We start from the raw sequence: 23,461 nt of genomic DNA on the forward strand, positions 1-23,461 counted from the left end.
GCAGCGGATAGGCTGCTCCGCTGTGAGTGAGCAGCAGCCCAGCACCCTGGTGATCGCCATCGACGGGCCGAGCGGGTCCGGCAAGTCGAGCACCGCCAAGGGCGTGGCCCGCCGCCTCGGGCTGGCGTTCCTCGACACCGGGTCGATGTACCGGGCGTGCGCCTGGCAGGCCGCCGAGGACGGCGTCAGCGATGCCGCCGACCTGGTCGCCCTGGCGCGGGCGGCCGACCTGCAGGTGGGCACCGATCCTGACGACGCCCGGGTGCGGATGAACGGCACCGACGTCACCGAGGCGATCCGGCTCCCGCAGATCTCGGCCGAGGTCAGCAAGGTGGCGGTGGTGCCGGAGGTGCGGGGGGAGCTGGTCCGCCGCCAGCGTGAGATCGTCGCCGACACCCTGGCCGGCGGCCGGGGGATCGTGCTCGAGGGGCGCGACACCACCACGGTGGTGACGCCGGAGGCCGACGTCCGGGTGCTCCTGGTGGCCGACCCCGACGCCCGGGTGGCCCGCCGGCACGCCGAGCTGGGGGAGGTGGTCGACGTGGCCGCGGTGAGCGACCAGGTGATCCGCCGTGACCGGGACGACTCGACCGTGGCCGCCTTCACCGAGGCCGCCGACGGAGTGGTGGTGGTCGACTCCACCGAGCTGACCCTGGAGCAGGTCGTGGACGCCGTGGTGGCGCTCGCGGGGAAGGTGCACGCATGAGCAGCAGCGAGGAGCCCGGCACCGACGAGGTGGGCACCGACGCGGTCGACGCCGGCGCCGTGGTGAAGCCGGTGGTCGCCGTGGTCGGACGTCCCAACGTCGGCAAGTCGACCCTGGTGAACCGGATCATCGGTCGCCGCGCCGCCGTCGTCCAGGACGTCCCGGGCGTCACCCGTGACCGGGTGTCCTACGACGCGCGCTGGAACGGCCGGGAGCTCGTGGTGGTCGACACCGGCGGCTGGGCCCCCGACGCGCAGGGCATGGCCGCCCAGATCGCCGAGCAGGCCGAGCTCGCCATCGCCGCGGCCGACGCGGTGCTGCTGGTGGTCGACGCCACCGTCGGCATCCAGGACGTGGACGAGGCCGTGGTGCGGGTGCTGCGGCGCAGCAACAAGCCGGTGGTGCTGGCGGCCAACAAGGTCGACGACCAGCGCACCGAGGCCGAGGCGGCCGCGATGTGGAACCTGGGGCTGGGGGAGCCGTTCCCGGTCTCCGCACTGCACGGACGCGGCTCGGGCGACCTGCTGGACGCCGTCCTGGCCGCGCTGCCGGAGGCACCCACCGAGGTCTTCGACGCCCCCCGCGGTCCGCGCCGGGTGGCCATCGTCGGCAAGCCGAACGTCGGCAAGTCCAGCCTGCTCAACAAGCTCGCGGGGCAGAAGCGCGCGGTGGTGGACAACGCCTCGGGCACCACGGTCGACCCGGTGGACGAGCTGGTCGACATCGGCGGGGTGACCTACCAGCTGATCGACACCGCCGGCATCCGGCGGCGGGTCAAGGAGGCCTCGGGCCACGAGTACTACGCCAGCCTGCGCACCCAGGGCGCGATCGAGCGGGCCGAGGTGTGCATCGTGGTGATCGATGCCTCCGAGCCCATCACCGAGCAGGACCTGCGGATCCTCAGCATGGTGGAGGAGGCCGGCCGGGCGCTCGTGGTCGCCTTCAACAAGTGGGACCTCACCGACGAGGAGCGCCGCCGCTACCTCGACCGCGAGATCGAGCGCGACATGGTGCAGTTCACCTGGGCCGGCCACGTCAACATGTCGGCACTCACCGGCCGCCACGTCGACCGGGTCGGCACCGCCATCGAGGGAGCGCTGGCCGCCTGGGAGACCCGGGTGTCGACCGGCAAGCTCAACTCCTTCCTGGGACGGGTCGTCGCGGCGCACCCGCACCCGGTGCGGGGCGGCAAGCAGCCGCGGATCCTCTTCGGCACCCAGGCCCAGGCCGGCCCGCCCACCTTCGTGCTCTTCACCTCCGGCACCCTCGACCCGCAGTACGTCCGCTTCGTCGAGCGCCGGCTGCGCGAGGACTTCGACTTCCAGGGCACCCCGGTGCACCTGGAGGTCAGGGCCCGGGAGAAGCGCAAGAACCGCACCTGAGCCGCTCAGCGCCCGGAGTCTGCCGGAGGGCTTCCAGGTGCGGTACGGATTGGTGGCCACCGGCCGCTCTGCGGTAGTGTTCACGACGCTCCGCCGGGCGACCGGCGCGGGTGAGCGGGCTGTGGCGCAGCTTGGTAGCGCACTTGACTGGGGGTCAAGGGGGCTAAGCCGCTCCAACAACTAAATATTCACATCACGGGATGTGGCGCAGCTTGGTAGCGCACCTGACTGGGGGTCAGGGGGTCGCAGGTTCAAATCCTGTCATCCCGACGGAAAAGCCCTGATGAGAAGTCATTTTCATCAGGGCTTCGTCATGTCTGGCGACGGGTTTTCGTCGGTCCCCCTCTGGTCCCCTCGCCGAGGTGCTGATGCTGGCTCCGAGGTGCCGGAGGGCGCATCTGGCTCTCTGGAGCTCGTCGCCTGTGGACAAGGGGACCAAAAGGGGACCAGAGCGCCCGATCCTGACTCCGGGCTCCCGGTCACAGGGACCTCGATGCGTCGCGCCGGGTCGGCCTGCTGGCCTTGTCGGATCGGGCGAGGAAGGCGTTGGCCTGCTCCGCGGCGGAGGCCAGGTGCCGGTCATCGGGGTGCAGGTATCCGCGCGTGGTCTCGACGGAGGCGTGGCCGAGGATGTCCTGCAGGACATGGAGCGGGATGCCTGCGTCGGCCATCCAGGTCGCGCCGGTGTGCCGGAGCCCGTGGCGGGTGAGATCGGGCAGCCCGAGATCCTTGACGATCTGGTCCCAGTTCGTGGCGTCTCGCACGGTGGCTGTGGTGAGCGCGCCGCCTTTCGGGCCGACGAGCAGACGCTCCTCCGGCTCCTTGCCCTCGGTGAGCCGTTCGAGGATCGGCCGCAGCGGGTCGAGGATCGGGACGCGCCGCTCCTTGCGGCCCTTGGTCTGCTTCGTGACGAGGCCGCCCTTGCCGGGATAGGTCTGGCGGGCGATGACGACGAGGTTCTTGTCGAAGCGGACGTCGCCGGCCTGGAGCCCGGAGACCTCCGAGGATCGGGCGGCAAGGAGCGCGGCGAGCATCACGAAGTCCGAGTAGGACTGGTCGAGCCGTCCGCAGGCGTCCGCGAGCTTGGTCAGGGTGCCCATGTCGGGGATGGCGTGCGCGCGGGGCGAGGCTTGCTCAGCGGGCTGGGTTCGGAAGGCGTTGCGGTTCAGGCTGCGCTTGGCGCGGTTCTTCGCGGGGTTGATGGGGATGAGCCCGTCGCGGACTGCCTCGTCGAGGACGCGCACGAGCGGGGCGATGGAGTTCTTGATCGTCGAGGCCCCGTGCCGCTTCTCCCAGGCGTCGATCGTGCGGTCGATGACCCCGGCGGTGATCTGCGTGACCGGCAGGTGCCCGAGCGCGGGCAGCACGCGGAGCTTGAGCCCGTACCCGTAGGTCTCCGCGGTGGAGGTCGGGTCCAGCCCCCGCGCCCAGCGGTCGCCGATAGCGGTGACGAACTCGGTGAGCGTCATGGACACGTCCATGCCCTTCGCCGACGACTGGCGCAGCGACTCGAAGAACGAGTGCGCGGCAGCCTCGTCAGCGACGATCTCCGAGCGGATCATCCGGCGCTTGCTGATCGGGTCGGTCCAGCGGGCGCGAGCCCGGATGCCGTAGGAGCGGCGTTCGAGGTCGGTGGAGATCTTCACCCCGACTGGCGGGATGGGCTTGGGCTGCGCCTGCGGGAGCGGCTCAGCCTTCCTGGGCATGGCCGTGCTCCAAGCCGGCCAGCCAGGCGTCGACCGTCTCGACCCGGTAGCGGGCGATGCCGCCCAGCCGCAGGAACGGCGGCCCCTGGCCGGCGGACCGCCACCGGGACAGCGTCGACTCCGACACCTTGAGGTAGGCGGCGATCTCCCGGCTGTCCATCAGCGGTGACACCGTGATCGTGCCGCCGGGGTCGCTCATGGCAGCTCTCCGGTGCCAGGGTGGAGGTTCGCGTAGAAGTCGTCCTCTGCCTGGCGGCGGGCGGCGACGTCGTCGAGGACGAACTGCACGAAGTCCTGATCGCGGTGGGCGATGACGACATCCTCGACCTGTCCGGCCGGCTCTTCGCCGGGCCATGCGGTCTGCCGCGTGGGGCGATCGCGGTCCAAGCGGGTGCCGCACGCCGCGACCCAGTCGCGCAGCCGCTGGCGGGCGTCGGCGAAATCCCGATGCCAGCCCAGCGGCGCGGAGCCGTTCTGCTCGGGGTCGTAGGCGGACAGCCAGTGCAGATGCAGCGCGCTCAGCTCCCAGAGCAGCTCCGGATGGCGGTGCCAGAACGGCGGGATCACGTAGGCCGGGAGCCCGTAGGTGCGGCGCAGCCAGTCGACCCAGCGGTTGAGTTCGAGCCATTCCGCCTCCGCCTCGTCCGCGGTGAGCAGGTTCCAGTTGACCGGGTGCGGCGGCTCGGGGATCAGCGGACCGTCGAGCTCTTCGGCGGGGTCCTCCGTGACGCCTGGCTCCGGCGCGAGGTTATCGTCGGTCATCGTGTCCACCTCACATCGCCAGAGACGGCGCCGGATGCGCTGACGACGGCTGAGCTCTGAACTCCCATGGCACCTCGTGCCTCCGGGATCTGGCCGCGGTGGAGGTCTCGGTACGAAGGTCGTGCTCAGCCCGCGGGCGGCACTCCCATTCCTCCGCACGCAGCGCTCGGGCGTGCTCGTGTGGGTGGGCAGCACCATCCCCGTCACCACGCCGCCCTTCCTGGGGCCCTACGTTGCATCGAAGGCCGCTTTCGACTCCTTGGCTGTCATGACCTCGTATGAGGTCTCTCAGTTCGGGATCGAGACGACGATCGTCATGCCCGGGGCCATTCCCCAGGGCACCAACCACTTCGGCGGTGCGTCCCCGGCCAGCGACACAGCGGTGTCAGCGGAGTATGCGCTGCTCGACCCGCTGGTGGCACGGACGCACGCGGCGCATGACGGACTCTTCAAGCCAGGCGCCACCGCGGACCCGCAGGAGGTTGCCGCAGAGATTTCCCGCGTCCTGTCTCTGCCTCGCGGTGAGAAGCCGTTCCGCAGCGTGGTTGACGCGTCCCATGCCGGCGTGGACCACGTCGTCGCGTTCGCCGACCTCACACGGGAGGCATTCGTGCGCCGGCTCGGATTCGCGGAGACCCTGGAGCTGAAGCCGTGAACCGCACGGTCGCCCGACGGCCAGCGCTCCGCGCCGTCGCGGCCGCATTCGCGCTCGGCATCCTCATGAGCGGATGCACCTCCGCCACCGAGGAGCCTGAGCGCCGCGCCACGCCGTCCGATCCGGAGACACCACCCGGGGAAGGCGCGACGATCGCCACGCTCGCCGAGCCCTCGGAGCTGACCACGGGCCTCGAATCGCCCTGGGGTCTGACCTTCCTGCCCGACGGTTCGGCGCTCGTCTCCGAACGTCTGACGGGCGAGATCTTGCGCGTTCCCGCGCAGGGCGGGGACGCGCAGCCCGTGGGCGTCGTGCCGGACGTCGACGTCTCGTCCGAAGGAGGGCTGCTCGGCATCGTCGCCTCCCCCGATTTCGACCTGGACCGCACCGTCTACGCCTACCTGTCCGGCGTCGACGAGAACCGCGTGGTCGCGATCACGGCCGCCGACGACTTCGAATCGCTCGCCGTCGAACGGGTGCTGCTGGACGGCATCGAGACGGCCGACCGGCACCACGGCGGCCGCATCGTCATCGGCCCGGATGGACACCTGTGGGTCGGAACCGGTGACGCTTTCCAGCCGGAGAACGCCGCGACCGCCGACTCGCTCAACGGAAAGATCCTCCGCATCGCGGTCGACGGCTCCGTTCCCGATGACAATCCGACGGGCTCCGTGATCTACTCCAGCGGGCACCGGAACGTCCAGGGCATCGCCTTCGGCCCGGACGGCACCGCGTATGCCACGGAGCTCGGCCACCGCACCTGGGACGAGATCAACGTCCTACGGCCCGGAGCCGACTACGGATGGCCCGCAAGTGAAGGCGTGGCCGGTGACGCGGGCGAACGCCCCTTGGTCACCCTCCACCCCGATGAAGCGAGCCCCTCCGGGGTCGCGTACGCGGAGGGATCTCTCTGGATCGGGGCACTCGGGGGTCAGCGACTGTGGCAGCTTCCGGTCGATGGCGGTGCGGCCACGGAAGAGCCCATCGCGCATCACGTCGGCGAGTACGGTCGGATCCGGACCGTCGAGGTCGCGCCCGACGGCTCTCTCTGGGTCATCACGTCCAACACCGACCTCGCCACGTGGGGCGGCACCGATCCGCGGCCGGGCGACGACCGCATCCTGAGGATCGAAGTCAATCGCCCCTGAGGGAGCCGCTCGCGGTGTAGACGCTTGCTCTTCGCAACGTCTTGGCAAACGGCTGCTTGGCAACGGTCGAGTATCTGATGCCGACGAGTCGGTGGCTGAGGCGAGCCCCGCAGCCTCGGCTGCACCGTGGACCACTGCTCGGGGACGGTGCTCCACGCAGTCAACACCGCGAATTCTGCTGTGGTGACGCTCACCCCGCCGAGGCCGAAGACGACGTCGCCCAGTCGCACATCGCTCACACCTGCGCCGACCTCATCGACGACGCCGACGGCGTCCCGGTCGGGGATGGCGGACAACGACAGCGGCAGGATCTGCGCCAGTGTCCACTGCACACCGTTGAGACGGCGTTCCGCAGCGCATCACCGAGGTCGTTGGAGAACGTCACCAGCTGAGCGGCCGTGCCGCTATGACGCTCTGCTAGCGATCGGGCGAGCGCGTCACCACGCTGGGCCCTGGCTCTCGGCACGTGAACGGTCACTGCAGCACTCCCGCGCGCCACACTCCCCATGACGCGATCTCCCCCAGCCGGAACGTGCGACGGTTTCCGCACCAAATGGCACATGTGCCATCTCGGTGCCATTTCATCCCGGAAAATGCCATCGTCACGCGGAACCCACAGGTCGGTGTCGAGTACTCGTTGACCCCACTGGGCGAGTCCCTACGGGAACCGTTCGGGCGCCTGTACGACTGGACGGTTGCCAACGCCTCTGAGATCCAGGCGAGCCAGCGTGCCTACGACCAGCGCGCCCAGTCCTGAGTGCGACACGCGCGACGGCTCGTCTATGGCTCGAGGACAATCCGGCCGAAGACCTCTCCGGCGTCCATCTTCCGGTGTGCGAGCACGGCGTCGCCGAGGGGCAGCGCCTCGTGGACGACGGCTTCGAGACGGCCGTCTCGGACCGCGTCGAACTGTTCCGCCCGCACCGCCTGGCGGGCATCGTGCGGGATCACGGCGGTGCTGAACGTCGCGAACGACATCGACTTCTGGAAGGCGTCCGTGAGCTTCGAGCCGAAGGTCGCCGGGGGCATGCCGGCGACCGCGCCCACAGCCACGTACCGTCCGCCGGGATTGAGCCGGTCGATGAAGTCCGGCAGATGCTCCCCGGCGACAACGTCGATGATGACGTCGTAGCCATCCGGGGAGTCCGGTCCTCCGTCCCCGGCCCGGTCCAGGACGTGCGTCGCGCCGAGCGCCCGCAGGCGGCGGCCGCGCTGCGGCGAGGAGGTGGTGACGGCGACGGCGCGTGCGCCTGTGCGTGCGGCGAACTGCACCGCCGCGATGCCGATGCTGCCGGCGGCGCCGCGCACGAGGACGCTCTCCTGGGCGACGAGGCGGGCGTGGGCGAGGCCGAAGTGCGCGACGAGTCCCGAGCCGCCCAGCGTGACGGCGGCCGCTGGCGGGAGACCGTCGGGGAGCGGGGTGACGTCGTCGACGGACGCGATCGCCCGCTCGGCGTACGCGCCTCCGGTGCCGGTGAACGCCCAGACGCGTCGGCCCTTCAGAGACGGATCCACGCCGTCGCCGACCGAGGCGACGGTACCCGCGACCTCGCTGCCCGGGATATGGCCCTGTGGAAAGGCCCCGGCGCCGAGCATGCCGCGTCGGATCATCACATCGACCCCGCCGACGCCGATCGCCGCGGGGGCGATCACGACCTCGCCCCGGGACGGGGACGGTTCCGGTATGTCGACGAGGGCGAGCCCCTCGGGCGCCCCGAACTCTTCGATCACGATGGCTTTCACCGGTGTTCCTCCTTCTGACCTCCGCGAGCGGCCTCTGAGCGCGGCCGCCTTCGCGACGTTAACGGACGCTGCCGTCCGCTTAGATAGAGTGAGAGCATGGCCGAGCGGATGAGTCAGATGCTGCGATCCGATGCGCGCGACAATCGGGAGCACGTTCTCGACGCCGCCAGGGAGCTGTTCGCCGCCAGGGGTTTCGATGTGCCGATGCGCGAGATCGCCAGGCGCGCGGGCGTCGGCCCCGCCACGCTCTACCGGCGCTTCGCCACCAAGGAGGAACTGGCTGCGGAGGTTTTCGGCGATGAGATGAGGGCGTGCCACGCGATCATCGAGGAGGGGCTGGCCGATCCGGACGCGTGGCACGGGTTCTGCTCGGTGGTCGAGAGGCTCTGCGAGCTCCACGCTCGCAACCGTGGCCTCACCGCGGCGTTCTCCTCGACGTTCCCGCGGGCGGTCGATCTCGCCGCCGACCGCACGCGGGCGATGCGGCTGCTGGGCGATCTCGTCCGGCGTGCCGGCGACACCGGCCGCCTGCGCCCCGACGTCACGGTCGACGACATCGTGCTCGTCCTCGCCGCCAACAACGGGATCCACGCCACGGCCATGTCGGTGCGCGTGAACGCCTCGCGCCGCTTCGCCGCCCTCGCCATCCGGGCCTTCGAGGAACCGGAGAGCCGCTGATCGCGTGCCCCTGCTTCCCACGGGCGGCCGGGGGCACAGTCGGTCGAGCGATGCGGCGTGTTCAGGAGGCGGTGAAGCTCTCCAGCCCGGTGACGCGAAGCAGGTCGAGCCTGTCGGCGTCTTCGGTCCCGGGAGCGGTGGTGTAGACGACCAGACGCAGGTCGCTCCCGGGCACCGCCAGCACGTCGCAGTCGACGGCGATGGGACCGACCACGGTGCGGATGACCTTCTTGCTGGCGCGGTGCTCCGCGATCCGCGCTGTCGCCCAACGGCTCTCGAACTCGGGGGATTCGGCGCGCAGCCGGGAGATCAGCTGCGTCAAGGCCGCGTCGTGCGGATATCGCCCGAGCGCCGCGCGGAGATCGGCGACGAGGTCGGCGGCGAACTCCTCGGCGTGTTCGTCGTCGTACTCGACATCGGGCGCTCCGTACACGAAGTGACGCCAGACGAAGTTGCGATCGAGGCCGACATACTCGGACGGGTCGCCCAGCAGAGCCGCCCACAGCCGGTTCCATCGCACGATCTCGTGCGTCGCGGTGAACACCGCCAGTGGCACGTCTCCGAGCCGGTCGATGACGCGCTGCACGCCGGGGGTGATGTGCCGCGGCACAGCGCCTCTTCGGGGCGGCGCCGCCCCCGCGACGCGGAACAGGTGGTCGCGCTCTGCCTCATCCAGACGCAACGCCACGGCAAGCGCGCCCAGCAGCTGAGGGGAGGGATTGGCCGCCCGACCCTGTTCGAGGCGCACGATGTAGTCCACGCTCACCCCGGCCAGGGCGGCGAGCTCCTCGCGGCGCAGGCCCGGCGCCCGCCGGCCCGCGCCCGCGGGCAGGCCGACGCTGGCCGGCGAGACGCGATCGCGCCACGCACGCAGGACAGTTGCGAACTCCGACATCGGACGATTCTCTCCCACGACGGGCGATCGATGGTGGTATCCGCAGTCCCTCCGTCAAGGGAGACCTGGGAGATGCACCCTCTTGCGCTCAGGATCTCAATCGCGGCGAGAACGCTCGCCCACGAAGGAGAGACACGATGACAGACCAGACGACCATGACCGAGGAGCAGTCCACCGCGGTGATCAAGGCGATCGCGGAGGGGTACGGCAACCTGTTGCGCGCCCCGCTGCTCGACGACCCCGGCGAGCACGGGATGACGTATGAGGAGATCAGCTTCCCGGCGACGGACGGCACGCCCTTGGAGGCGTGGTGGATCCCCCGCGAGGGCTCCGACAAGCTGATCATCGCCAACCACCCGCTGTGGTTCAACCGCTACGGCCTTCCCGCGCACCTCGAACCGTGGCGGTCCCTCGGCGCCGCCGGAGGCAACGACTTCGAGGTGAACTTCCTGCCCGACTACCGGATCCTCCACGACGCCGGGTACAACGTCCTCACCTACGACATGCGCAACCTGGGACAGAGCGGCAGCGCGAACGGGGGCCGCGGCAGCGGAGGGCGGTTCGAGGCACGCGACGTCATCGGCTCGCTCCGCTTCGCCCGCACCGACAGGCGCACCGCGGGCATGACCATCGGGCTCTTCAGCCGCTGCCAGGGCGCCAACGCGACCATGTTCGCGATGCAGGAGCACCCGGAGGAGTTCGCCGACGTGCGCGCGATGCTCGCGCCGCAGCCGCTGTCGGTGGGGGCGACGATGGCGCGCACGCTGGAGCTGCTGGGGATCCCGGAGCGCATCGCCGACCTCGAGCGCGAGATGCGGCTGGCGGTCAGCTACCGCTTCGACCAGATGACACCCATCCCGTGGGCGAAGAGCGTCACCATCCCGACCTACCTCTACCAGGTTCGGGATGACCTGATGACCTCCCCCGAGGACGTCCAGGCCATGTACGACAACATCCCATCCGCGGACAAGGAACTCCACTGGATCGACGGAACCTCGGCCCGCTGGGACGGCTACCTGGACTTCCAGCGCAACCCCGAGCCCAAGCTCGCGTTCCTGGCGCGCCACATGGCCTGACCGACAGGAGCGGCCGCGTCGCCCGGCTCCTGCTGAGGGACCGGGCGGCCCGGTCTCTCAGCAGGCACGCGGGCGCGCACATCGGCGCGCACGATGGGCCCGCGGGGCGGCGAGGTGTGCGGTTCTCGCGTCAGGAGCGAGCATCCAGGACGGGACGCGGGCCGGAGGCGGGCAGCTCGGATGCGATGAGCAGGGTGAGTGCGTCGGCGTCGGCACTGCCGGGTTCGGGGTGGTAGACGACGAGCATCTGCCCGTCGGTGCCGGTGACGGGCAGCTTCTCCCGGAACAGGGTGAGCTCGCCCACCGCGGGATGGTCGATCGATATGGTCGCGCCTTCGCGGCGGGCGACGTCCTGGCGCCCCCAGAGCTCGCGGAAGCGGGGGCTGGCGATGGAGAGGCTGCCGACGAGGTCGACGAAGCGCTGGTCGTCGACGTCGGTCCCGACGGAGCTGCGGAACCCGGCGACGAGATGGGCGGTGACCTCGTCCCACGCCGGGTAGAGGGCCCGCTCGGCAGGATCCAGGAAGACGTCGCGCAGCCGGTTGCTGCCGACGACGAGACGGGGCGAGAGCGCTGCGGCGGCGGGATTCGCGGCGAGGACGTCGAAGTAGCGTCCCTCGACGAACGCGGGGAAGCCGATCGTGTCGACGAGCACGCCGATGCCGGGCGGCACGGTCTCCTTGCGCGGTCGCCGTCGCGTCGCGGGCGACCGGGGCTGGGCGAGGGAGAGGAGGTACTCGGCGCCATCGTCGTCGAGCTGCAGGACCCTGGCGAGGGACTCGAGCACCTGGCGGGACGGGGCGCGGTCGCGCCCCTGTTCGAGCCGCAGGTAGTAGTCGGCGCTGATTCCGGCGAGCATGGCGACCTCCTCCCGCCTGAGGCCGGGCACGCGGCGGATCCCGATCTGCGGCAGGCCGACCTTCTCCGGGGTGACGAGTTCGCGCCGCGCGCGCAGGTAGTCGCCCAGCAGGTTCACGGATCCCGACATGCGTCTCACCCTACGTCCGGACCCGGCGGGGGAGGGTGGCCCTGGCATCCCCAGGAACACGGGGGCTCTGGGCGTTCCGCCGCGACCGGACGAACCTGGACTCGGGCCTCACAGAGGGGCATCTGAAAGGACGGGCAGACCATGGCAGACGAGAACACGCTCGGCGGGACCTTCACCACCTCCCACGGCATCGGCTTCACCCGCATGGGATACGGCGCGATGCAGCTCGCGGGCCCGCGGGTCTGGGGGCCTCCGGCCGACCGAGACGAGGCGATCCGCGTACTGCGCGCGGCCGTCGAGGCCGGAGTGAACCACATCGACACCGCGGACTTCTACGGCCCGCACGTCACCAACGAGATCGTCCGCGAGGCGCTCAGCCCCTACGACGGGGTGAGCATCGTGACGAAGGTCGGGTCGGTGCGCGACGCGAACGGCGGATGGCCCCACGCCCGTTCGCCCCAACAGCTGCGCGAGCAGGTCGAGTCGAACCTGAGGACCCTCGGCGTCGAGGCGCTCGACGTGGTGAACCTCCGCATCGGCGGCGGCGCGGATGGCCATTCGCCGGTGGCCGGGTCTCTCGCCGAGCCCTTCGGCGCCCTCGCCGAGCTGCGTGAGCAGGGCAAGATCAGGCACCTCGGGCTGTCCGTGGTGGACGCCGATCAGGTCGCCGAGGCGCAGGCGATCGCGCCGATCGTGACGGTGCAGAACTGGTACAACGTCGCCCACCGGGGCGACGAGGAGCTCATCGCCTCGCTGAACGAGCAGGGCGTCGCCTACACCGCGTTCTGGCCGCTGGGCGGCTTCAACCCCCTGCAGTCCGGCACGCTCGACGCGGTCGCGGCGCGCCTGGATACGACGCCGAAGGCGGTGGCGATCGCGTGGCTGCTGCACCGCGCGCCGAACATCGTCGTCATCCCCGGCACGTCGAAGGTCGCGCACCTGCGTGAGAACCTCGCCGCCGCGCAGCTCGAGCTGCCCGCGGATGCCCTCGCCGAGCTGGACCGCATCGTCGCATGAGCGAGGAGACCGTGCAGTCGGAACGCCCCGTCGTCGGCTTCATCGGCCTGGGCGACCAAGGGCTGCCCATGGCGCGGGCCATCGCGGAGGGCGGATTCGCCCTCCGCGTGTGGGCCCGCCGACCCGCATCGCTGGACGCGCTCGGCGACCTCCCGTTCACCGCAGTGGCTGCCCCCGTCGACCTCGCGGCGGCAAGCGACATCGTCGCGGTGTGCGTCGGCACCGACGACGACGTGCTCGCCCTCGCCGGGCAGATGGCACCAGCGCTGCGGCCGGGCACGGTCTTCGTCAACCACGGCACGGGGACGCCTCGAAACGCCGTGCGCGTCGCGGACCTGCTCGCGGACCGGGGCGTCGGGGTCCTCGACGCCCCGGTCTCGGGCGGACGCCCGGCGGCGGAGGAGAGGCGCCTCACCGCCCTGGTCGGTGGCCCGGCGGATGCGCTTGCTGTCGCCGAACCGGTGCTCCGGGCGTTCGCCCGACACGTCGTCCACCTGGGCGATGCCGGCGCCGGACAGATGGCAAAGCTGTTCAACAACGCGCTGCTGATGATGAACCAGGCGGGGATCGCCGACATCCTCGAACTCGCCGCTCAGGCCGGACTCGCTCCGGCCGCTCTCGCGGAGGCGCTGAAGCTCGGCAGCGCCTCCAGCACTGCTCTGGGCCTGATGAACACCATGATCACGGCCGAGACCGTCGACCACCTCTCGCAGGTCCAGGCGCTCGACATGGACATCTTCGCCCAGGCGATGCGCGAGGCGAACGCGGACGAGGATGCCGCCCGCAGGGCGACCGAACGTGGCCTCTCGGGCACCCTCCGGCTCGCCGAGGTCATTCGCACGATCGCCGAGAGCCGGCGCGCGGAGCTCCCTCGCGGATAGTGCCCTCTTTTCGTGCTCTGCCCCCTGGAGCGGATCCGCCGGGCGGATGCGCCTCGCTGATGATGGTGTTCGACCGTACGCGTTCCCTCCGCGAACAGGACGTCTCGCCGGCGAGCGTCTCCGCTCGCCCGTCATCCCCCGAGCAGCGACAGCCGGCCTCCGGGCGCCGAGGCGTCGTCCGTCGAGCATTCTCGACAGCAGATCCGCGACGTCTCGGGCGTGCGCAGGATTCACATGACCCCGGCGTCGCTCCCGAGCACATTCAGCAGGGCGAGGGCCTCGGCGCCGGGCGACCCCTGGGGCGCGCTGTAGAGCACGAGGTGCTGGTCGCGATCTGTGAGCGTGAGCGTGTCGCAGTCGACAGTGACGTCGCCGATGGCGGGATGGTGGAAGGTCTTCGTGAGCATGGCGGCGGGCTGCACGTCATGCCGTTTCCAGAGCCGCGCGAAGTCGGGGCTTCCACGGTGGAGCTCGTCGACGAGGTTCGTCATGGAGGTGTCCGACGGGTAGCGGGCTAAGGCTGCTCGGAGCCCCATGACCACGTGGTGTCGGAACTCCGCGGCGTCCGCGGCATCGACGGGCGTGGACACCGTCGCGCCCGACTCGAGGAACGCTTGACGTGCCAGGTTGCGGTCTTCGCTGGAGAGCTGAGCGAAGTCCCCCATGAGTGCGACGGCGAGGTTGTTCCAGGCGAGTACCTCGAACGACGCCGACATCACGAAGGCGGCGGTCTGTGGCAGTCGCTCGAGGAGCGCGAGGATGCTCGGGCGGACATCGCGGCGGTGTGTGCGCGCACGAGTCGACGCGGTGCCTGCGAGCAGATGGAGGTGATCGGATTCGGTGTCGGTCAGTCGCAGCGCGTCGGCGATTCCCGCGAGGACCTCGCCCGACGGCTTCGGCGCCCTGCCCTGTTCCAGCCGGACGTAATACTCGGTCGAGATGTGCGCGAGGACGGCGGCCTCCTCCCGGCGCAGACCGGGTGTGCGTCGTCGCGGCCCTGATGGAAGGCCGACGTCCTCCGGCCGCAGCCGCTCTCGGCGGCTCCGAAGGAATGCCCCGAGCTCGTGCCTGTCCATAGCTCGAGTCTGCGCCTCGAGAGCCGACAGATCCTGGTACTTCCTGTGCCTGCCTCCCGCGAGCGACGAGGCGACGCTGGAGACATGACAACGAACACCACTGACGCCACCGGCGCTGCGCCGGTCGGCCTCCTCACCGACAAGGTCATCTTCATCACCGGCGCCAGCCGCGGCATCGGCGCGGCCGCCGCCCACTTGTTTGCGGCAGAGGGCGCCTCTGTCGTGCTCGCCGCGCGCAACACTGCAGCTCTCGACACGATCGTGGCCGAGATCCGAGCAGACGGCGGCACGGCCGACGCTGTCGCCGTCGACCTGTCCGACCGGGGCAGTGTTCGCGCGGCCATCGATCGCGTGGACCAGTTGCATGGGCGGCTGGACGGCGCTTTCAACAACGCTGGAGTCGCTCAGAAGCAGGTCGGCCCGCTGGACACGACGACCGACGAGAACATCGACGAGCAGTTCGCCGTCAACTTCCTCGCGCACTGGACGGCGATGAACGCCGAGGCCGCGCTGATGCGCCGCAACGGCGGCGGCGCGATCGTCAACACCTCCAGCATCGGCAGTCGTCGCGCGAACCCCGGCCTGCCTGCCTACGGGGCCATGAAGCGCGCGCTGAACAGCATCACCGAGACCGCGGCCGTGACGTGGGCGCCCGACGGCATCCGTGTCAACGGACTCACGCCTGGCGGCACGCTCACAGAGATGATCCGGGAGTGGGAGGCCGCCAGCCCCGGCATCATCGCCGCCAACAACGCTGCTACGCCGCTGGGGCGGATGGCTGAGCCGCGCGAGGTCGCGGAAGCTGCGGCCTGGCTGCTCAGCGACCGTGCATCGATGGTCACCGGCGCGATCCTCCCCGTCGACGGCGGCGCCGGGGCCTGACAAGAGAACAGGAATCAGACATGACGAATCTGACAGGAAAGGTGGCGGTCGTCACCGGAGCCAGCCGCGGCATCGGCCGCGGGGTGGCGATCCGGCTGGGCAGCCTCGGCGCGAAGGTCGTCGTCAACTATTCGCGAGATGCTGGCAGTGCGGCCGAGACGGTCGCCGCGATCGAGGCGGCGGGCTCATCCGCCGTCGCCGTCCAGGCCGACGTGTCGAAGCCCGACGACATCGAGGCGCTCCTCGACACGGCGCGCAGCACGTACGGCGGTCTCGACATCGTCGTGGCAAACGCGGGTCTCGACGAGGGGCTCGGCGCGGTCGTGGACATCACCGAGGCCGACTATGACCGCATCGTCAACGTCAACGCGAAGGGCGCGTTCTTCACGCTGCAGAAGGCAGCGCAGAAGGTCGACGATGGCGGCTCGATCATCTACATCGGCTCCAGCTCCACGCTCCGCCCCACCCCGGGCTTCGCCCTGTACTCCGCCAGCAAGCTCCCCGCGAACTTCCTGGTCAGCGTACTCGCGCAGGAGATCGGCGAACGCGGCGTCACGGTCAACACGGTGATCCCCACCGCGACGGATGGTGCCGGTTACTTCACCGAGAACGACGCCGACGACCCGCTCCGCCAGTTCGTCCAGAACGCCAGCCCTCTCGGCTCGCGCATGGGATCAGTCGAGGACGTCGCTGACGCCGTCGAGTTCTTCGCCGGAGACCTCGCCCGCTGGATCAGCGGACAGCAACTGCTCGTCAGCGGCGGCGCACCCAGCTGAGCGCGCCGTGCGCATGGTGCGGCACTGCCGACGGTAGTGACCTACTGCGAGCACCGCTCCGGCCCCGGGAGCCGGACTTAGTTCAGGTCCGCCCTGGGGCCGCGCTGTCTCTGGCTGGAACGAGGGTCTTGACATCACCAGGACAACCCCTTCAAGCTGGCTGTCGCTCTCGCCGACGCGGTTCCGAGGCCCGACGCTTGACCCTCAACGAGGCCGCTCCTGGTCGCGCGTTTGCGCGTCGCGGCCTGCTGAGGGGCTTCGGTGCCGGTGGTGTCGTGGAGGGATTGCGTCATACGCCGAAGCGCGCGCAGGATGACCGTCTGCTCGGCGTCGTCGAGGCTCGCGAGCATTCGGTCCTCCACGGCGCGGACTGCGGTGGATGCCTCCTCGAGCCTCCGGCGCCCGCGGGGTGTGAGGCGAGCGGGAAGGGCTCTGCCGACGGGTGCGGCATCGGGTCTGGTGACATGGCCGTCTCGTTCCAGTGCCTGGAGGAGCACGTTCATCGCTTGCCGTGTGACGAACGTGCCTCGGGCCAGGTCTGAGTTGGACAGCCCGGGCCGTTGGGCGAGGAGCTCCAGGCAGGAGTAGTGCGTCACGGTCATTCCGAGTGGTCGGAGGACATCCTCCATCGCCGTCCGGAGAGCGCTGGAAGCTTCCTTCAGTGCGTAGCCCACCGAGGTCTCCAACTCAATGCCGATGCCGCCTTGACCCATGTCAAAAGTATGACATACAGTCGTCGATGTCAGATAATTGACATTATTGAAGGAGCACATCATGCCCGTCACCGGTCCCGACTTCGTCTCTCTGCAGACGCGCGACCTCAACGCCTCCCGGGCGTTCTACGAGAAGTACCTCGGCCTGGTCCGTTCGCCGGCCGGTCCACCGCACGCGGTCGTGTTCGAGACGACGCCGATCGCCTTCGCGCTGCGTGACCTCGTTCCCGGCACCGACCTCGACGCGGCCGCGCAACCGGGGATCGGCGCGGCGATCTGGCTGCATGCCTCCGGCGTGCAGGAGATCCACGATGCCTTGGTCGCCGACGGTCACACGATCGTGGCCGAGCCGATCGATGGCCCGTTCGGACGGACCTTCACCTTCGCAGACCCCGACGGCTACCAGATCACCCTCCACGATCGCGTCTGAGGCGCAGATAGTCTCGGGGGCGAGGGGCGCGCTCGGCGGGTACGCGCCGCAGTCCTGCTGAGCCCCGGCCGTCGTCCTGCGACTCCTTGACCGGGCTGGTCACCTGCCAGGTGCTCGCGCCTCCTCCCGCGTCCGGCCTCGTCCGAGCCGCCTGGCCGGCGAAGCCCTCGTCTCAGGCCTCGCCTCAGAGCCACCACGCCTCTTGCAGGTCGAGGTTGAGCCCGCCTCCGGCGGGCTGTCGCTCACCTCGTGAGCGAGCGGAGAAAGGCGGGCGGCATGACGGTCTCGGTGCGCGTGATGAGCGCGGGCGATGGCTACAAGTACCTCCTGCGCACCGTCGTCGCGGGCGACGGCGACCGTTCGCTCTCGACGCCGCTGACCCGCTACTACGCCGAGGAGGGCACACCGCCGGGTCGCTGGCTCGGCTCAGGCGTCAGGGCGCTGGGCGGGATGATCGCGGAGGGCGATCAGGTCTCCGAAGCCCAGCTCGAACTCCTCCTCGGCCTCGGCCGGCATCCCGTCACGGGTGCTCCGTTGGGGCTGGCATATCCGGCCTACAGGTCCGTGGCCGAGCGGATCGAGGAACGCACCGCCGCACTCGATCCCGACCTCGGCCCGGCGGGACGGGCCGAGGCCGTCGCCGCCATCGAGGCCGAGGAGCAGGCCCGCGGAACCCGGCGCGCAGTCGCGGGCTACGACTACACCTTCTCCATCCCGAAGTCCGCGAGCGTGTTGTGGGCGATTGCGGACGCGGGGACGCAGGCGCTCATCGCGGACGCGCACCACGCGGCGATTGCGGAGGTGGTTGCGTTCATGGAACGGGAAGTTGCAGCTACCCGCACCGGTGCAACTGCCCGCGACGGCGCGGTTGCGCAGGTCGATGTCGCCGGGCTCATCGCTACGGCGTTCGATCACTACGACAGCAGGGCGGGCGACCCCCACCTGCACACGCATGTCGTCATCAGCAACAAGGTGCAGACCGTCCTCGACGGCAAGTGGCGCTCCCTCGACGGCCGCCCCATGCACGCCGCGACCGTCGCTCTCTCCGAGCTGCACGAGGCCGTCTTTGCCGACCACCTCACCCGGTCGTTCGGCGTCGAGTGGGAGGCCCGTGACATGGGTCGGGATCGGAACCCGGCGTGGGCGGTCGCCGGGGTGCCGGAGGAGCTGGTCAAGGAGTTCTCCACTCGCGCCCGGCACATCGACGCCGAGACGGATCGCCTCATCGACCGCTACGTCTCCGAGCGTGGGCGGCGGCCGTCGCCGGCGACGATCATGAAGCTCCGCGCCCAGGCCACCCTCTCCACGCGGCCAGAGAAGGAGGTCCGCTCGCTCGCCGACCTCACCAGCGAGTGGCGGCATCGCGCCGGTCAGGTGCTCGGTGCGGACGCGACGGCGTGGGCGCGGGCTGTGACGGCGAACGATGAACCGCTGCTGCTCCGCGCTGATGACATCCCGTTGGACGTGATCGCGTCGCTGGGCGGGAGCGTGGTCGAGGCGGTCGGGGAGAAGCGGTCGACGTGGCGGCGGTGGAACCTGATGGCCGAGGCCGCCCGGCAGACCACCGGCTACAGGTTCGCCTCCACCGAGGATCGGGAGGCGGTCGTCGGCCTGGTGGTCGACGCCGCCGAGGCCGCGTCGCTGCGGCTGACCCCGCCGGAGCTGGCGTCGAGCCCGGCCGCGTTCCGCCGCCCGGACGGAACCAGCGTGTTTCGGCCGAAGCACTCGACGGTGTTCTCCTCCGAGGTGCTGCTTGCCGCCGAGGACCGCCTCCTCGAGCGCGCCCACACCACCACCGGCCCGACCGTGCCGCTGGCGACCGTCGAACGGATCACCGCCCGACCCGACCGGGAGGGCCGCACGCTCGGCCCGGATCAGGCGGATGCGCTGGCGAAGATCGCGCTCTCGGGCCGGACGATCGACGTGCTCGTGGGGCCGGCCGGGGCCGGGAAGACGACCGCGATGCACGCTCTGCGGCGGGCATGGGAACACGAGCACGGCAGGGGGTCCGTCGTCGGCCTCGCTCCGTCCGCGGTCGCGGCGCAGGTCCTCGCCGACGACCTCGGGGTCGCCACCGAGAACACGGCGAAGTGGCTGGACACCCACGACCGCACCGGAGCCCACGTTCCGTCGGGGCCAGCTCGTCATCGTCGATGAGGCGTCGATGGCCGGCACCCTCACCCTCAACCGCATCACCGCCCTCGCCATCGAGGCCGGGGCGAAGACGCTGCTCGTCGGGGACTACGCTCAGCTCCAGTCACCGACCGCGGCCGGCGCCTACGCGATGCTCGTCCACGACCGCGACGACGCTCCCGAACTCACCGCCGTACATCGGCTCACCCACGCTTGGGAGAAGACGGCCTCCCTCGGCCTGCGTCACGGCGACACCAGCGTCATCGACGCCTACGCGGACCACGGTCGCATCGCCGAGGGCGACAGCAAGGCGATGGTCGAAGCCGCCTACCAGGCGTGGCGCGCCGACACGCTGGCCGGGCGAGCGGCGGTGCTCGTGGCCGACTCCAACGAAGCCGTGCTCGCCCTCAACCAGCGAGCCCGCGCCGAGCTGATCCTCGACGGCACCGTGAACGCCCTCCGCGAGGTCGAACTGCACGACGGCACCCGCGCTGCCACCGGGGACACCGTCATCACTCGCCGCAACGACCGACGCCTGCGCGCCGGACGCTCCTGGGTCCGCAACGGCAACAGGTGGACGGTCACCGAAGTCGGCAACGACGGCTCGCTCACCCTCCGCCGTGCTGGCCGGAAGTGGGGTGGCTCCGTCGTGACCCCGGCCGACTATGCGGCCGAGCATCTGGAGCTCGGCTACGCCGTCACGTCGCACCGGGCGCAGGGCATCACGGTCGACGCCTCGCACGTCCTGGCGGACGCGGGCACGACGCGAGAGAACTTCTACGTCGCCATGACCCGCGGCTCCGATACCAACCGTGCCTACCTGGCCACCGACCGCCCTGACGCGGCCCATGACGGCCCGCGCAGCGACGCCACCGGGCAAAGCGTCATGACCGGGATTCTCCAGCACGTCGGCGCCGAGCTCTCCGCCCACGAGACGATCGCCACCGAGCAGGACGCCTGGGGGTCGATCGCCCAGCTCGCCGCCGAGTACGAGACGCTGGCCGCCGCAGCCCAGCACGACCGCTGGGAACTCCTCATCCGAGCCTCCGGCCTCACCGACGACGAAGCAGACGACGCGATCGCCTCGCCCGCGTTCGGGGCGCTGACCGCCGGGCTCCGCCGGGCCGAGGCCAACCAGCACGACGTCGAGGCGCTGCTGCCGCGCCTCGTCCGGGCGCGACCCTTCGGCGACGCAGACGACATCGCCGCCGTCCTGCACTACCGCGTCGCCAGAGTCACCGCCCGCCCCGCCGGCTCCGGCCGCACCCGCAAGACCCCGCGCCTGATCGCCGGGCTCATCCCAGAGGCCACTGGCACGATGAGCGCCGAGTTCCGGCAGGCGCTCACCGAGCGGCGCGACCTCATCGAGGCCCGCGCCGACGCGATCCTCGACGCTGCGATAAGCGAACACCACGGCTGGGCGGCAGCACTCGGCGTCGCGCCGAAGCACGAGCGGGAGGCGGCCGCATGGCGGCGGGCCGCTCGCATCGTCGCCGCGTACCGCGATCGCTATGGCATCACCGGCCCGGCTCCGCTCGGGCTGCCGCCCGAGGGCGACGCGCAGAAGGTCGACGCCGCCCGAGCCACCGCCGCTCTGGCCCGCGCACGCGCCGTCACGGAGACGGAACGCGGCGAGAACGAGCGCCCCAGCCGCAACGGCCCGGAACGAGTCGGGCTGGCGTTGTAGATGGGGAGTGATTGCGCTCGCATCGAGACGGGTCCGACTGTGCGCGTGGCCTGCCATCATGACGATGTGGATCTCGAAACCGTGAACGCGCTGCCGATGGCGGATCAGATGACGTTCCTGCGTGGACGGATCCTCGACGAGGCCCTGAGCATGGAGGCGGTCGCACGATATCTCCATGTGAGGCTGATGGGAGGTTCTGACCTCGACAGCGCACTCGACACTCCTCAGCAGTTTCAGTCTCTGATTGACGAGTGCGCTGAGCTTGCCCCGCGCTGCGAGCGGCTTCACAAGCGCGTCCAGCCTCTCGCGCTGGACGCGATCAACGAGGCCGACAGGCTCTACAAGCTACGCAACCGCTTCGTACACGACGCCCTCCGAAACAACCTCGTCTCAGAGCAGCGGTGGGAACGCTTCAGGCTTTCACGGCCAAAGCGTGAGGCTGGAAGGCCTATGCCGGATCCCGAGCCGGTGTCCGCGGAAGAGATGGTCGCGCTGACTTTCGACCTCATCCGGACAACGTGGCGGCTGCGAGGCGTGCTCTGGTCCATGATCGGTTCGTCACAGGAAGCCTCGCCCTTCCTCACTCACCCGTTCGCACCACAGTGGGACGGGACCTTCCTGTCCTTGGGCGACGCCCCGGCGTGAGCCGATCGGTGAACCGAGACGGCGACAGGCTGTCCGCCGAGTCTGCAGCTTCGGCCAGAGTCGCACTGGAACAGAGAGCTCACCCCGAGTTCACGGGTTCCCCGCGACAGGTCCGCAGCTCTTACGCGTGTCGCCGGCGAGGGCGTAACCTGAATCCGAGGCAGCGTTCCCTCACTATTGCAGGTCCTTCGGGACAGTCCCTTCGGGGCCACTCATCATGATCTGCCTCCTCGACGGAGAGACACGTCTGATGAGAGACCAAGGCCATGCTCCACCTGCTCTTGGCGCTGAGCGTCCGCACCCGCAACTTCCTGCGCCGCTACATGCCGACCAACATCCTGCTCGACCTGATCCGCACTCGCCGCGGCCTGAAGTGGGGCGTCCCTGCGATGCTCATCGCCGCCCCATACCTGCTCGCGGCGAGCGTCTGCAGCAACGTGATCGCCGACGGCGGCCCCGGCTGGCTCAACCTCCTCGTGGTCCTTTTCATCTGGAACGCGCTCAAGTTCCTCGTGATGGGACCGGTCAGCCTCGTTCTGCTTCTTCGCTTCCGCATTCACGAAGCCCTCTCTCGTCTGTAAAGAGCTCACACGGAAGCAGCGCTCGTCGGGCAGCCCGACGTCGTACTGACCCCGCGAAAGCTCGGGCGGTACCATTGACGAGCATGAACAAGCGTGAGTCAGAGGAGGTGCGAGTCATGGAGCGACGTATCGTGAGCAAGGAGGCCGTCAAGCGGTCTGTCGTACGGTCGACCAAGGCATCCGCACAACTCGAACGCCGTACAGTCCCTGCGGGCTTCGTGCGCTCCGAGCGCGTCGAGCGGTTTCTTGCCGAGCGCCGCCAGCGCGGCTGATGCCCCTCACGCCAGGCTACGGCGAAACGCCGGTTCCTGACGACGAACTGGACGCGCTCCTGCCGGTCGCCCGCGAACTGCTCGACCCGCCGATCACCAAAGCGGCGGTCTACGACCTGGAGCAGGCCGTGCAGGAAGACGTCGCAGAGGCGACGCTGACCGCCGTGCTCTCCGGCGACGTCGCGCTCGACGACCTGCTCTCAGACGTCTTCCTGCGCGATCTGCACTCGCGGCTCTACGGCGACATCTGGACGTGGGCGGGGACGTATCGCAGACGCGAGCTGAATATCGGCATCGCGCCCGAGCAGATCGCGGTCGAGCTCCGCGGCTCGATCGACACAATCCGATACCGCTGGCAGCACACCCACGACTGGACTCCCCGCGAGCTCGGCGTCGTCTGTCACGCGGAAGCCGTGAGGATCCACCCGTTCACCGACGGCAACGGACGGGCGACCAGACTGCTCGCAGATCTCGTCTTCGTCGCGGCGCAGGATGTCGACACGCCCGAGCTGTACGAGTGGCAGCTCGACAAGCGCCGCTACATCGCACTGCTCCGGCAATACGACCGTCACCGCGACCCCCGAGACCTCTCCGCCTTCATCGAGACGCGCCCGCTCGGAGAGTAGGCC

General features: G+C 70.1%; 23 protein-coding genes, 1 tRNA gene and 1 pseudogene. 17 read left to right on the plus strand and 8 right to left on the minus strand.

Going from position 1 to position 23,461, the window contains the following annotated elements; all coding sequences use genetic code 11:
* Nucleotides 1-22 precede the first annotated feature (22 nt).
* The 3 genes from cmk (at nt 23) to DT076_RS01660 (ending at nt 2,358) form a co-directional block, all read left to right on the plus strand.
* Nucleotides 23-706, plus strand: a complete 684-nt coding sequence (gene cmk, locus DT076_RS01650; protein WP_233493562.1) for a (d)CMP kinase — start codon at nt 23-25, stop codon at nt 704-706.
* On the plus strand, nt 703-2,088 hold the full coding sequence (der, locus tag DT076_RS01655) for a ribosome biogenesis GTPase Der (RefSeq protein ID WP_114124889.1): 1,386 nt from the start codon (nt 703-705) through the stop codon (nt 2,086-2,088). Before cmk ends, der begins: the two co-directional genes overlap by 4 nt.
* A 196-nt stretch (nt 2,089-2,284) precedes the next feature.
* Nucleotides 2,285-2,358: transfer RNA gene (locus tag DT076_RS01660), tRNA-Pro, on the plus strand.
* 209 nt (nt 2,359-2,567) lie between these two features.
* Here DT076_RS01660 and DT076_RS01665 read toward each other — a convergent pair.
* From DT076_RS01665 to DT076_RS01675, 3 genes are read right to left on the minus strand one after another with little or no spacing between them, the layout of a single operon-like run.
* Nucleotides 2,568-3,794, minus strand: a complete 1,227-nt coding sequence (locus DT076_RS01665; RefSeq protein WP_114124890.1) for a tyrosine-type recombinase/integrase — start codon at nt 3,792-3,794, stop codon at nt 2,568-2,570.
* A complete protein-coding gene (locus tag DT076_RS01670; protein WP_114124891.1) occupies nt 3,778-3,993 on the minus strand; it encodes a helix-turn-helix transcriptional regulator in 216 nt (71 codons plus the stop codon). The genes DT076_RS01665 and DT076_RS01670 overlap by 17 nt, the downstream gene beginning before the upstream one ends.
* Nucleotides 3,990-4,556 carry a hypothetical protein gene (locus DT076_RS01675; RefSeq protein WP_114124892.1) on the minus strand — a complete coding sequence of 189 codons (567 nt, stop codon included), beginning with the start codon at nt 4,554-4,556 and terminating at the stop codon, nt 3,990-3,992. Before DT076_RS01675 ends, DT076_RS01670 begins: the two co-directional genes overlap by 4 nt.
* A gap of 121 nt (nt 4,557-4,677) precedes the next feature.
* Here DT076_RS01675 and DT076_RS01680 point away from each other — a divergent pair, with 121 nt between their 5' ends.
* Entirely contained in the window at nt 4,678-5,211 is a 534-nt protein-coding gene (locus DT076_RS01680; RefSeq protein WP_199538879.1) for an SDR family NAD(P)-dependent oxidoreductase, read from the plus strand.
* A complete protein-coding gene (locus tag DT076_RS01685; protein WP_199538880.1) occupies nt 5,208-6,359 on the plus strand; it encodes a PQQ-dependent sugar dehydrogenase in 1,152 nt (383 codons plus the stop codon). The genes DT076_RS01680 and DT076_RS01685 overlap by 4 nt, the downstream gene beginning before the upstream one ends.
* A 780-nt stretch (nt 6,360-7,139) precedes the next feature.
* Here DT076_RS01685 and DT076_RS01700 read toward each other — a convergent pair.
* Nucleotides 7,140-8,102, minus strand: coding sequence for a zinc-binding dehydrogenase (locus DT076_RS01700; protein ID WP_114124895.1), 963 nt, complete (start codon nt 8,100-8,102; stop codon nt 7,140-7,142).
* A 96-nt stretch (nt 8,103-8,198) separates the two neighbouring features.
* Between DT076_RS01700 and DT076_RS01705 the strand changes: the two genes are divergently transcribed.
* A complete protein-coding gene (locus DT076_RS01705) occupies nt 8,199-8,780 on the plus strand; it encodes a TetR/AcrR family transcriptional regulator (protein ID WP_114124896.1) in 582 nt (193 codons plus the stop codon).
* Nucleotides 8,781-8,841: 61 nt separating this feature from the next.
* Here DT076_RS01705 and DT076_RS01710 read toward each other — a convergent pair whose 3' ends face one another.
* On the minus strand, nt 8,842-9,675 hold the full coding sequence (locus DT076_RS01710) for a helix-turn-helix transcriptional regulator (RefSeq protein ID WP_114124897.1): 834 nt from the start codon (nt 9,673-9,675) through the stop codon (nt 8,842-8,844).
* A 137-nt stretch (nt 9,676-9,812) separates the two neighbouring features.
* Here DT076_RS01710 and DT076_RS01715 point away from each other — a divergent pair, with 137 nt between their 5' ends.
* Entirely contained in the window at nt 9,813-10,751 is a 939-nt protein-coding gene (locus DT076_RS01715; RefSeq protein ID WP_199538881.1) for an alpha/beta hydrolase family protein, read from the plus strand.
* A 130-nt stretch (nt 10,752-10,881) separates the two neighbouring features.
* On the opposite strand, the gene DT076_RS01720 is transcribed toward DT076_RS01715, so the two are convergent.
* Nucleotides 10,882-11,739, minus strand: coding sequence for a helix-turn-helix domain-containing protein (locus tag DT076_RS01720; RefSeq protein ID WP_114124899.1), 858 nt, complete (start codon nt 11,737-11,739; stop codon nt 10,882-10,884).
* A gap of 141 nt (nt 11,740-11,880) precedes the next feature.
* Here DT076_RS01720 and DT076_RS01725 point away from each other — a divergent pair, with 141 nt between their 5' ends.
* Nucleotides 11,881-12,756, plus strand: a complete 876-nt coding sequence (locus DT076_RS01725; RefSeq protein WP_114124900.1) for an oxidoreductase — start codon at nt 11,881-11,883, stop codon at nt 12,754-12,756.
* On the plus strand, nt 12,753-13,637 hold the full coding sequence (locus DT076_RS01730) for an NAD(P)-dependent oxidoreductase (protein WP_114124901.1): 885 nt from the start codon (nt 12,753-12,755) through the stop codon (nt 13,635-13,637). Before DT076_RS01725 ends, DT076_RS01730 begins: the two co-directional genes overlap by 4 nt.
* Before the next feature lie 230 nt (nt 13,638-13,867).
* Here the strand turns inward: DT076_RS01730 and DT076_RS01735 are convergent, their stop codons facing one another.
* Nucleotides 13,868-14,713: a helix-turn-helix transcriptional regulator gene (locus DT076_RS01735; protein ID WP_114124902.1), complete on the minus strand. Its 846-nt coding sequence runs from the start codon at nt 14,711-14,713 to the stop codon at nt 13,868-13,870.
* Nucleotides 14,714-14,797: 84 nt separating this feature from the next.
* Here DT076_RS01735 and DT076_RS01740 point away from each other — a divergent pair, with 84 nt between their 5' ends.
* On the plus strand, nt 14,798-15,595 hold the full coding sequence (locus DT076_RS01740) for an SDR family NAD(P)-dependent oxidoreductase (protein WP_114124903.1): 798 nt from the start codon (nt 14,798-14,800) through the stop codon (nt 15,593-15,595).
* A gap of 20 nt (nt 15,596-15,615) precedes the next feature.
* On the plus strand, nt 15,616-16,371 hold the full coding sequence (locus DT076_RS01745; RefSeq protein WP_114124904.1) for an SDR family oxidoreductase: 756 nt from the start codon (nt 15,616-15,618) through the stop codon (nt 16,369-16,371).
* A 134-nt stretch (nt 16,372-16,505) separates the two neighbouring features.
* Here the strand turns inward: DT076_RS01745 and DT076_RS01750 are convergent, their stop codons facing one another.
* Nucleotides 16,506-17,147: a MarR family winged helix-turn-helix transcriptional regulator gene (locus DT076_RS01750; RefSeq protein WP_233493563.1), complete on the minus strand. Its 642-nt coding sequence runs from the start codon at nt 17,145-17,147 to the stop codon at nt 16,506-16,508.
* Here DT076_RS01750 and DT076_RS01755 point away from each other — a divergent pair.
* The 6 genes and pseudogenes from DT076_RS01755 (at nt 17,146) to DT076_RS01775 (ending at nt 23,458) form a co-directional block, all read left to right on the plus strand.
* On the plus strand, nt 17,146-17,514 hold the full coding sequence (locus DT076_RS01755) for a VOC family protein (protein WP_114124906.1): 369 nt from the start codon (nt 17,146-17,148) through the stop codon (nt 17,512-17,514). The genes DT076_RS01750 and DT076_RS01755 overlap by 2 nt on opposite strands.
* 297 nt (nt 17,515-17,811) lie before the next feature.
* Nucleotides 17,812-21,334 (plus strand): annotated as a pseudogene (gene mobF, locus DT076_RS20400) (MobF family relaxase).
* A gap of 66 nt (nt 21,335-21,400) precedes the next feature.
* On the plus strand, nt 21,401-21,979 hold the full coding sequence (locus tag DT076_RS01765; RefSeq protein ID WP_147264028.1) for a hypothetical protein: 579 nt from the start codon (nt 21,401-21,403) through the stop codon (nt 21,977-21,979).
* Nucleotides 21,980-22,245: 266 nt separating this feature from the next.
* Entirely contained in the window at nt 22,246-22,560 is a 315-nt protein-coding gene (locus tag DT076_RS01770) for a sulfate permease (RefSeq protein WP_114124908.1), read from the plus strand.
* A gap of 83 nt (nt 22,561-22,643) precedes the next feature.
* Nucleotides 22,644-22,832 (plus strand): hypothetical protein, encoded by a 189-nt coding sequence (locus DT076_RS19135; protein WP_147264029.1) that lies wholly within the window; start codon nt 22,644-22,646, stop codon nt 22,830-22,832.
* On the plus strand, nt 22,832-23,458 hold the full coding sequence (locus DT076_RS01775) for a Fic family protein (RefSeq protein WP_114124909.1): 627 nt from the start codon (nt 22,832-22,834) through the stop codon (nt 23,456-23,458). Before DT076_RS19135 ends, DT076_RS01775 begins: the two co-directional genes overlap by 1 nt.
* Nucleotides 23,459-23,461 lie beyond the last annotated feature (3 nt).

The organism is Desertihabitans brevis, assembly GCF_003327535.1.
GTDB classification, from domain to species: Bacteria; Actinomycetota; Actinomycetes; order Propionibacteriales; family Propionibacteriaceae; genus Desertihabitans; species Desertihabitans brevis.

Bases quoted from the DNA above. Each gene is read 5' to 3' on its own strand.
- DT076_RS01755 (WP_114124906.1), top strand. From the start codon at position 17,146: ATGCCCGTCACCGGTCCCGACTTCGTCTCTCTGCAGACGCGCGACCTC.
- DT076_RS01745 (WP_114124904.1), top strand. From the start codon at position 15,616: ATGACGAATCTGACAGGAAAGGTGGCGGTCGTCACCGGAGCCAGCCGC.
- DT076_RS01710 (WP_114124897.1), bottom strand. From the start codon at position 9,675: ATGTCGGAGTTCGCAACTGTCCTGCGTGCGTGGCGCGATCGCGTCTCG.
- DT076_RS01705 (WP_114124896.1), top strand. From the start codon at position 8,199: ATGGCCGAGCGGATGAGTCAGATGCTGCGATCCGATGCGCGCGACAAT.
- DT076_RS01740 (WP_114124903.1), top strand. From the start codon at position 14,798: ATGACAACGAACACCACTGACGCCACCGGCGCTGCGCCGGTCGGCCTC.
- DT076_RS01750 (WP_233493563.1), bottom strand. From the start codon at position 17,147: ATGATGTGCTCCTTCAATAATGTCAATTATCTGACATCGACGACTGTA.
- DT076_RS01730 (WP_114124901.1), top strand. From the start codon at position 12,753: ATGAGCGAGGAGACCGTGCAGTCGGAACGCCCCGTCGTCGGCTTCATC.
- DT076_RS01720 (WP_114124899.1), bottom strand. From the start codon at position 11,739: ATGTCGGGATCCGTGAACCTGCTGGGCGACTACCTGCGCGCGCGGCGC.
- DT076_RS19135 (WP_147264029.1), top strand. From the start codon at position 22,644: ATGAACAAGCGTGAGTCAGAGGAGGTGCGAGTCATGGAGCGACGTATC.
- DT076_RS01675 (WP_114124892.1), bottom strand. From the start codon at position 4,556: ATGACCGACGATAACCTCGCGCCGGAGCCAGGCGTCACGGAGGACCCC.
- DT076_RS01775 (WP_114124909.1), top strand. From the start codon at position 22,832: ATGCCCCTCACGCCAGGCTACGGCGAAACGCCGGTTCCTGACGACGAA.
- der (WP_114124889.1), top strand. From the start codon at position 703: ATGAGCAGCAGCGAGGAGCCCGGCACCGACGAGGTGGGCACCGACGCG.
- DT076_RS01715 (WP_199538881.1), top strand. From the start codon at position 9,813: ATGACAGACCAGACGACCATGACCGAGGAGCAGTCCACCGCGGTGATC.
- DT076_RS01735 (WP_114124902.1), bottom strand. From the start codon at position 14,713: ATGGACAGGCACGAGCTCGGGGCATTCCTTCGGAGCCGCCGAGAGCGG.
- DT076_RS01725 (WP_114124900.1), top strand. From the start codon at position 11,881: ATGGCAGACGAGAACACGCTCGGCGGGACCTTCACCACCTCCCACGGC.
- DT076_RS01670 (WP_114124891.1), bottom strand. From the start codon at position 3,993: ATGAGCGACCCCGGCGGCACGATCACGGTGTCACCGCTGATGGACAGC.
- DT076_RS01665 (WP_114124890.1), bottom strand. From the start codon at position 3,794: ATGCCCAGGAAGGCTGAGCCGCTCCCGCAGGCGCAGCCCAAGCCCATC.
- DT076_RS01770 (WP_114124908.1), top strand. From the start codon at position 22,246: ATGCTCCACCTGCTCTTGGCGCTGAGCGTCCGCACCCGCAACTTCCTG.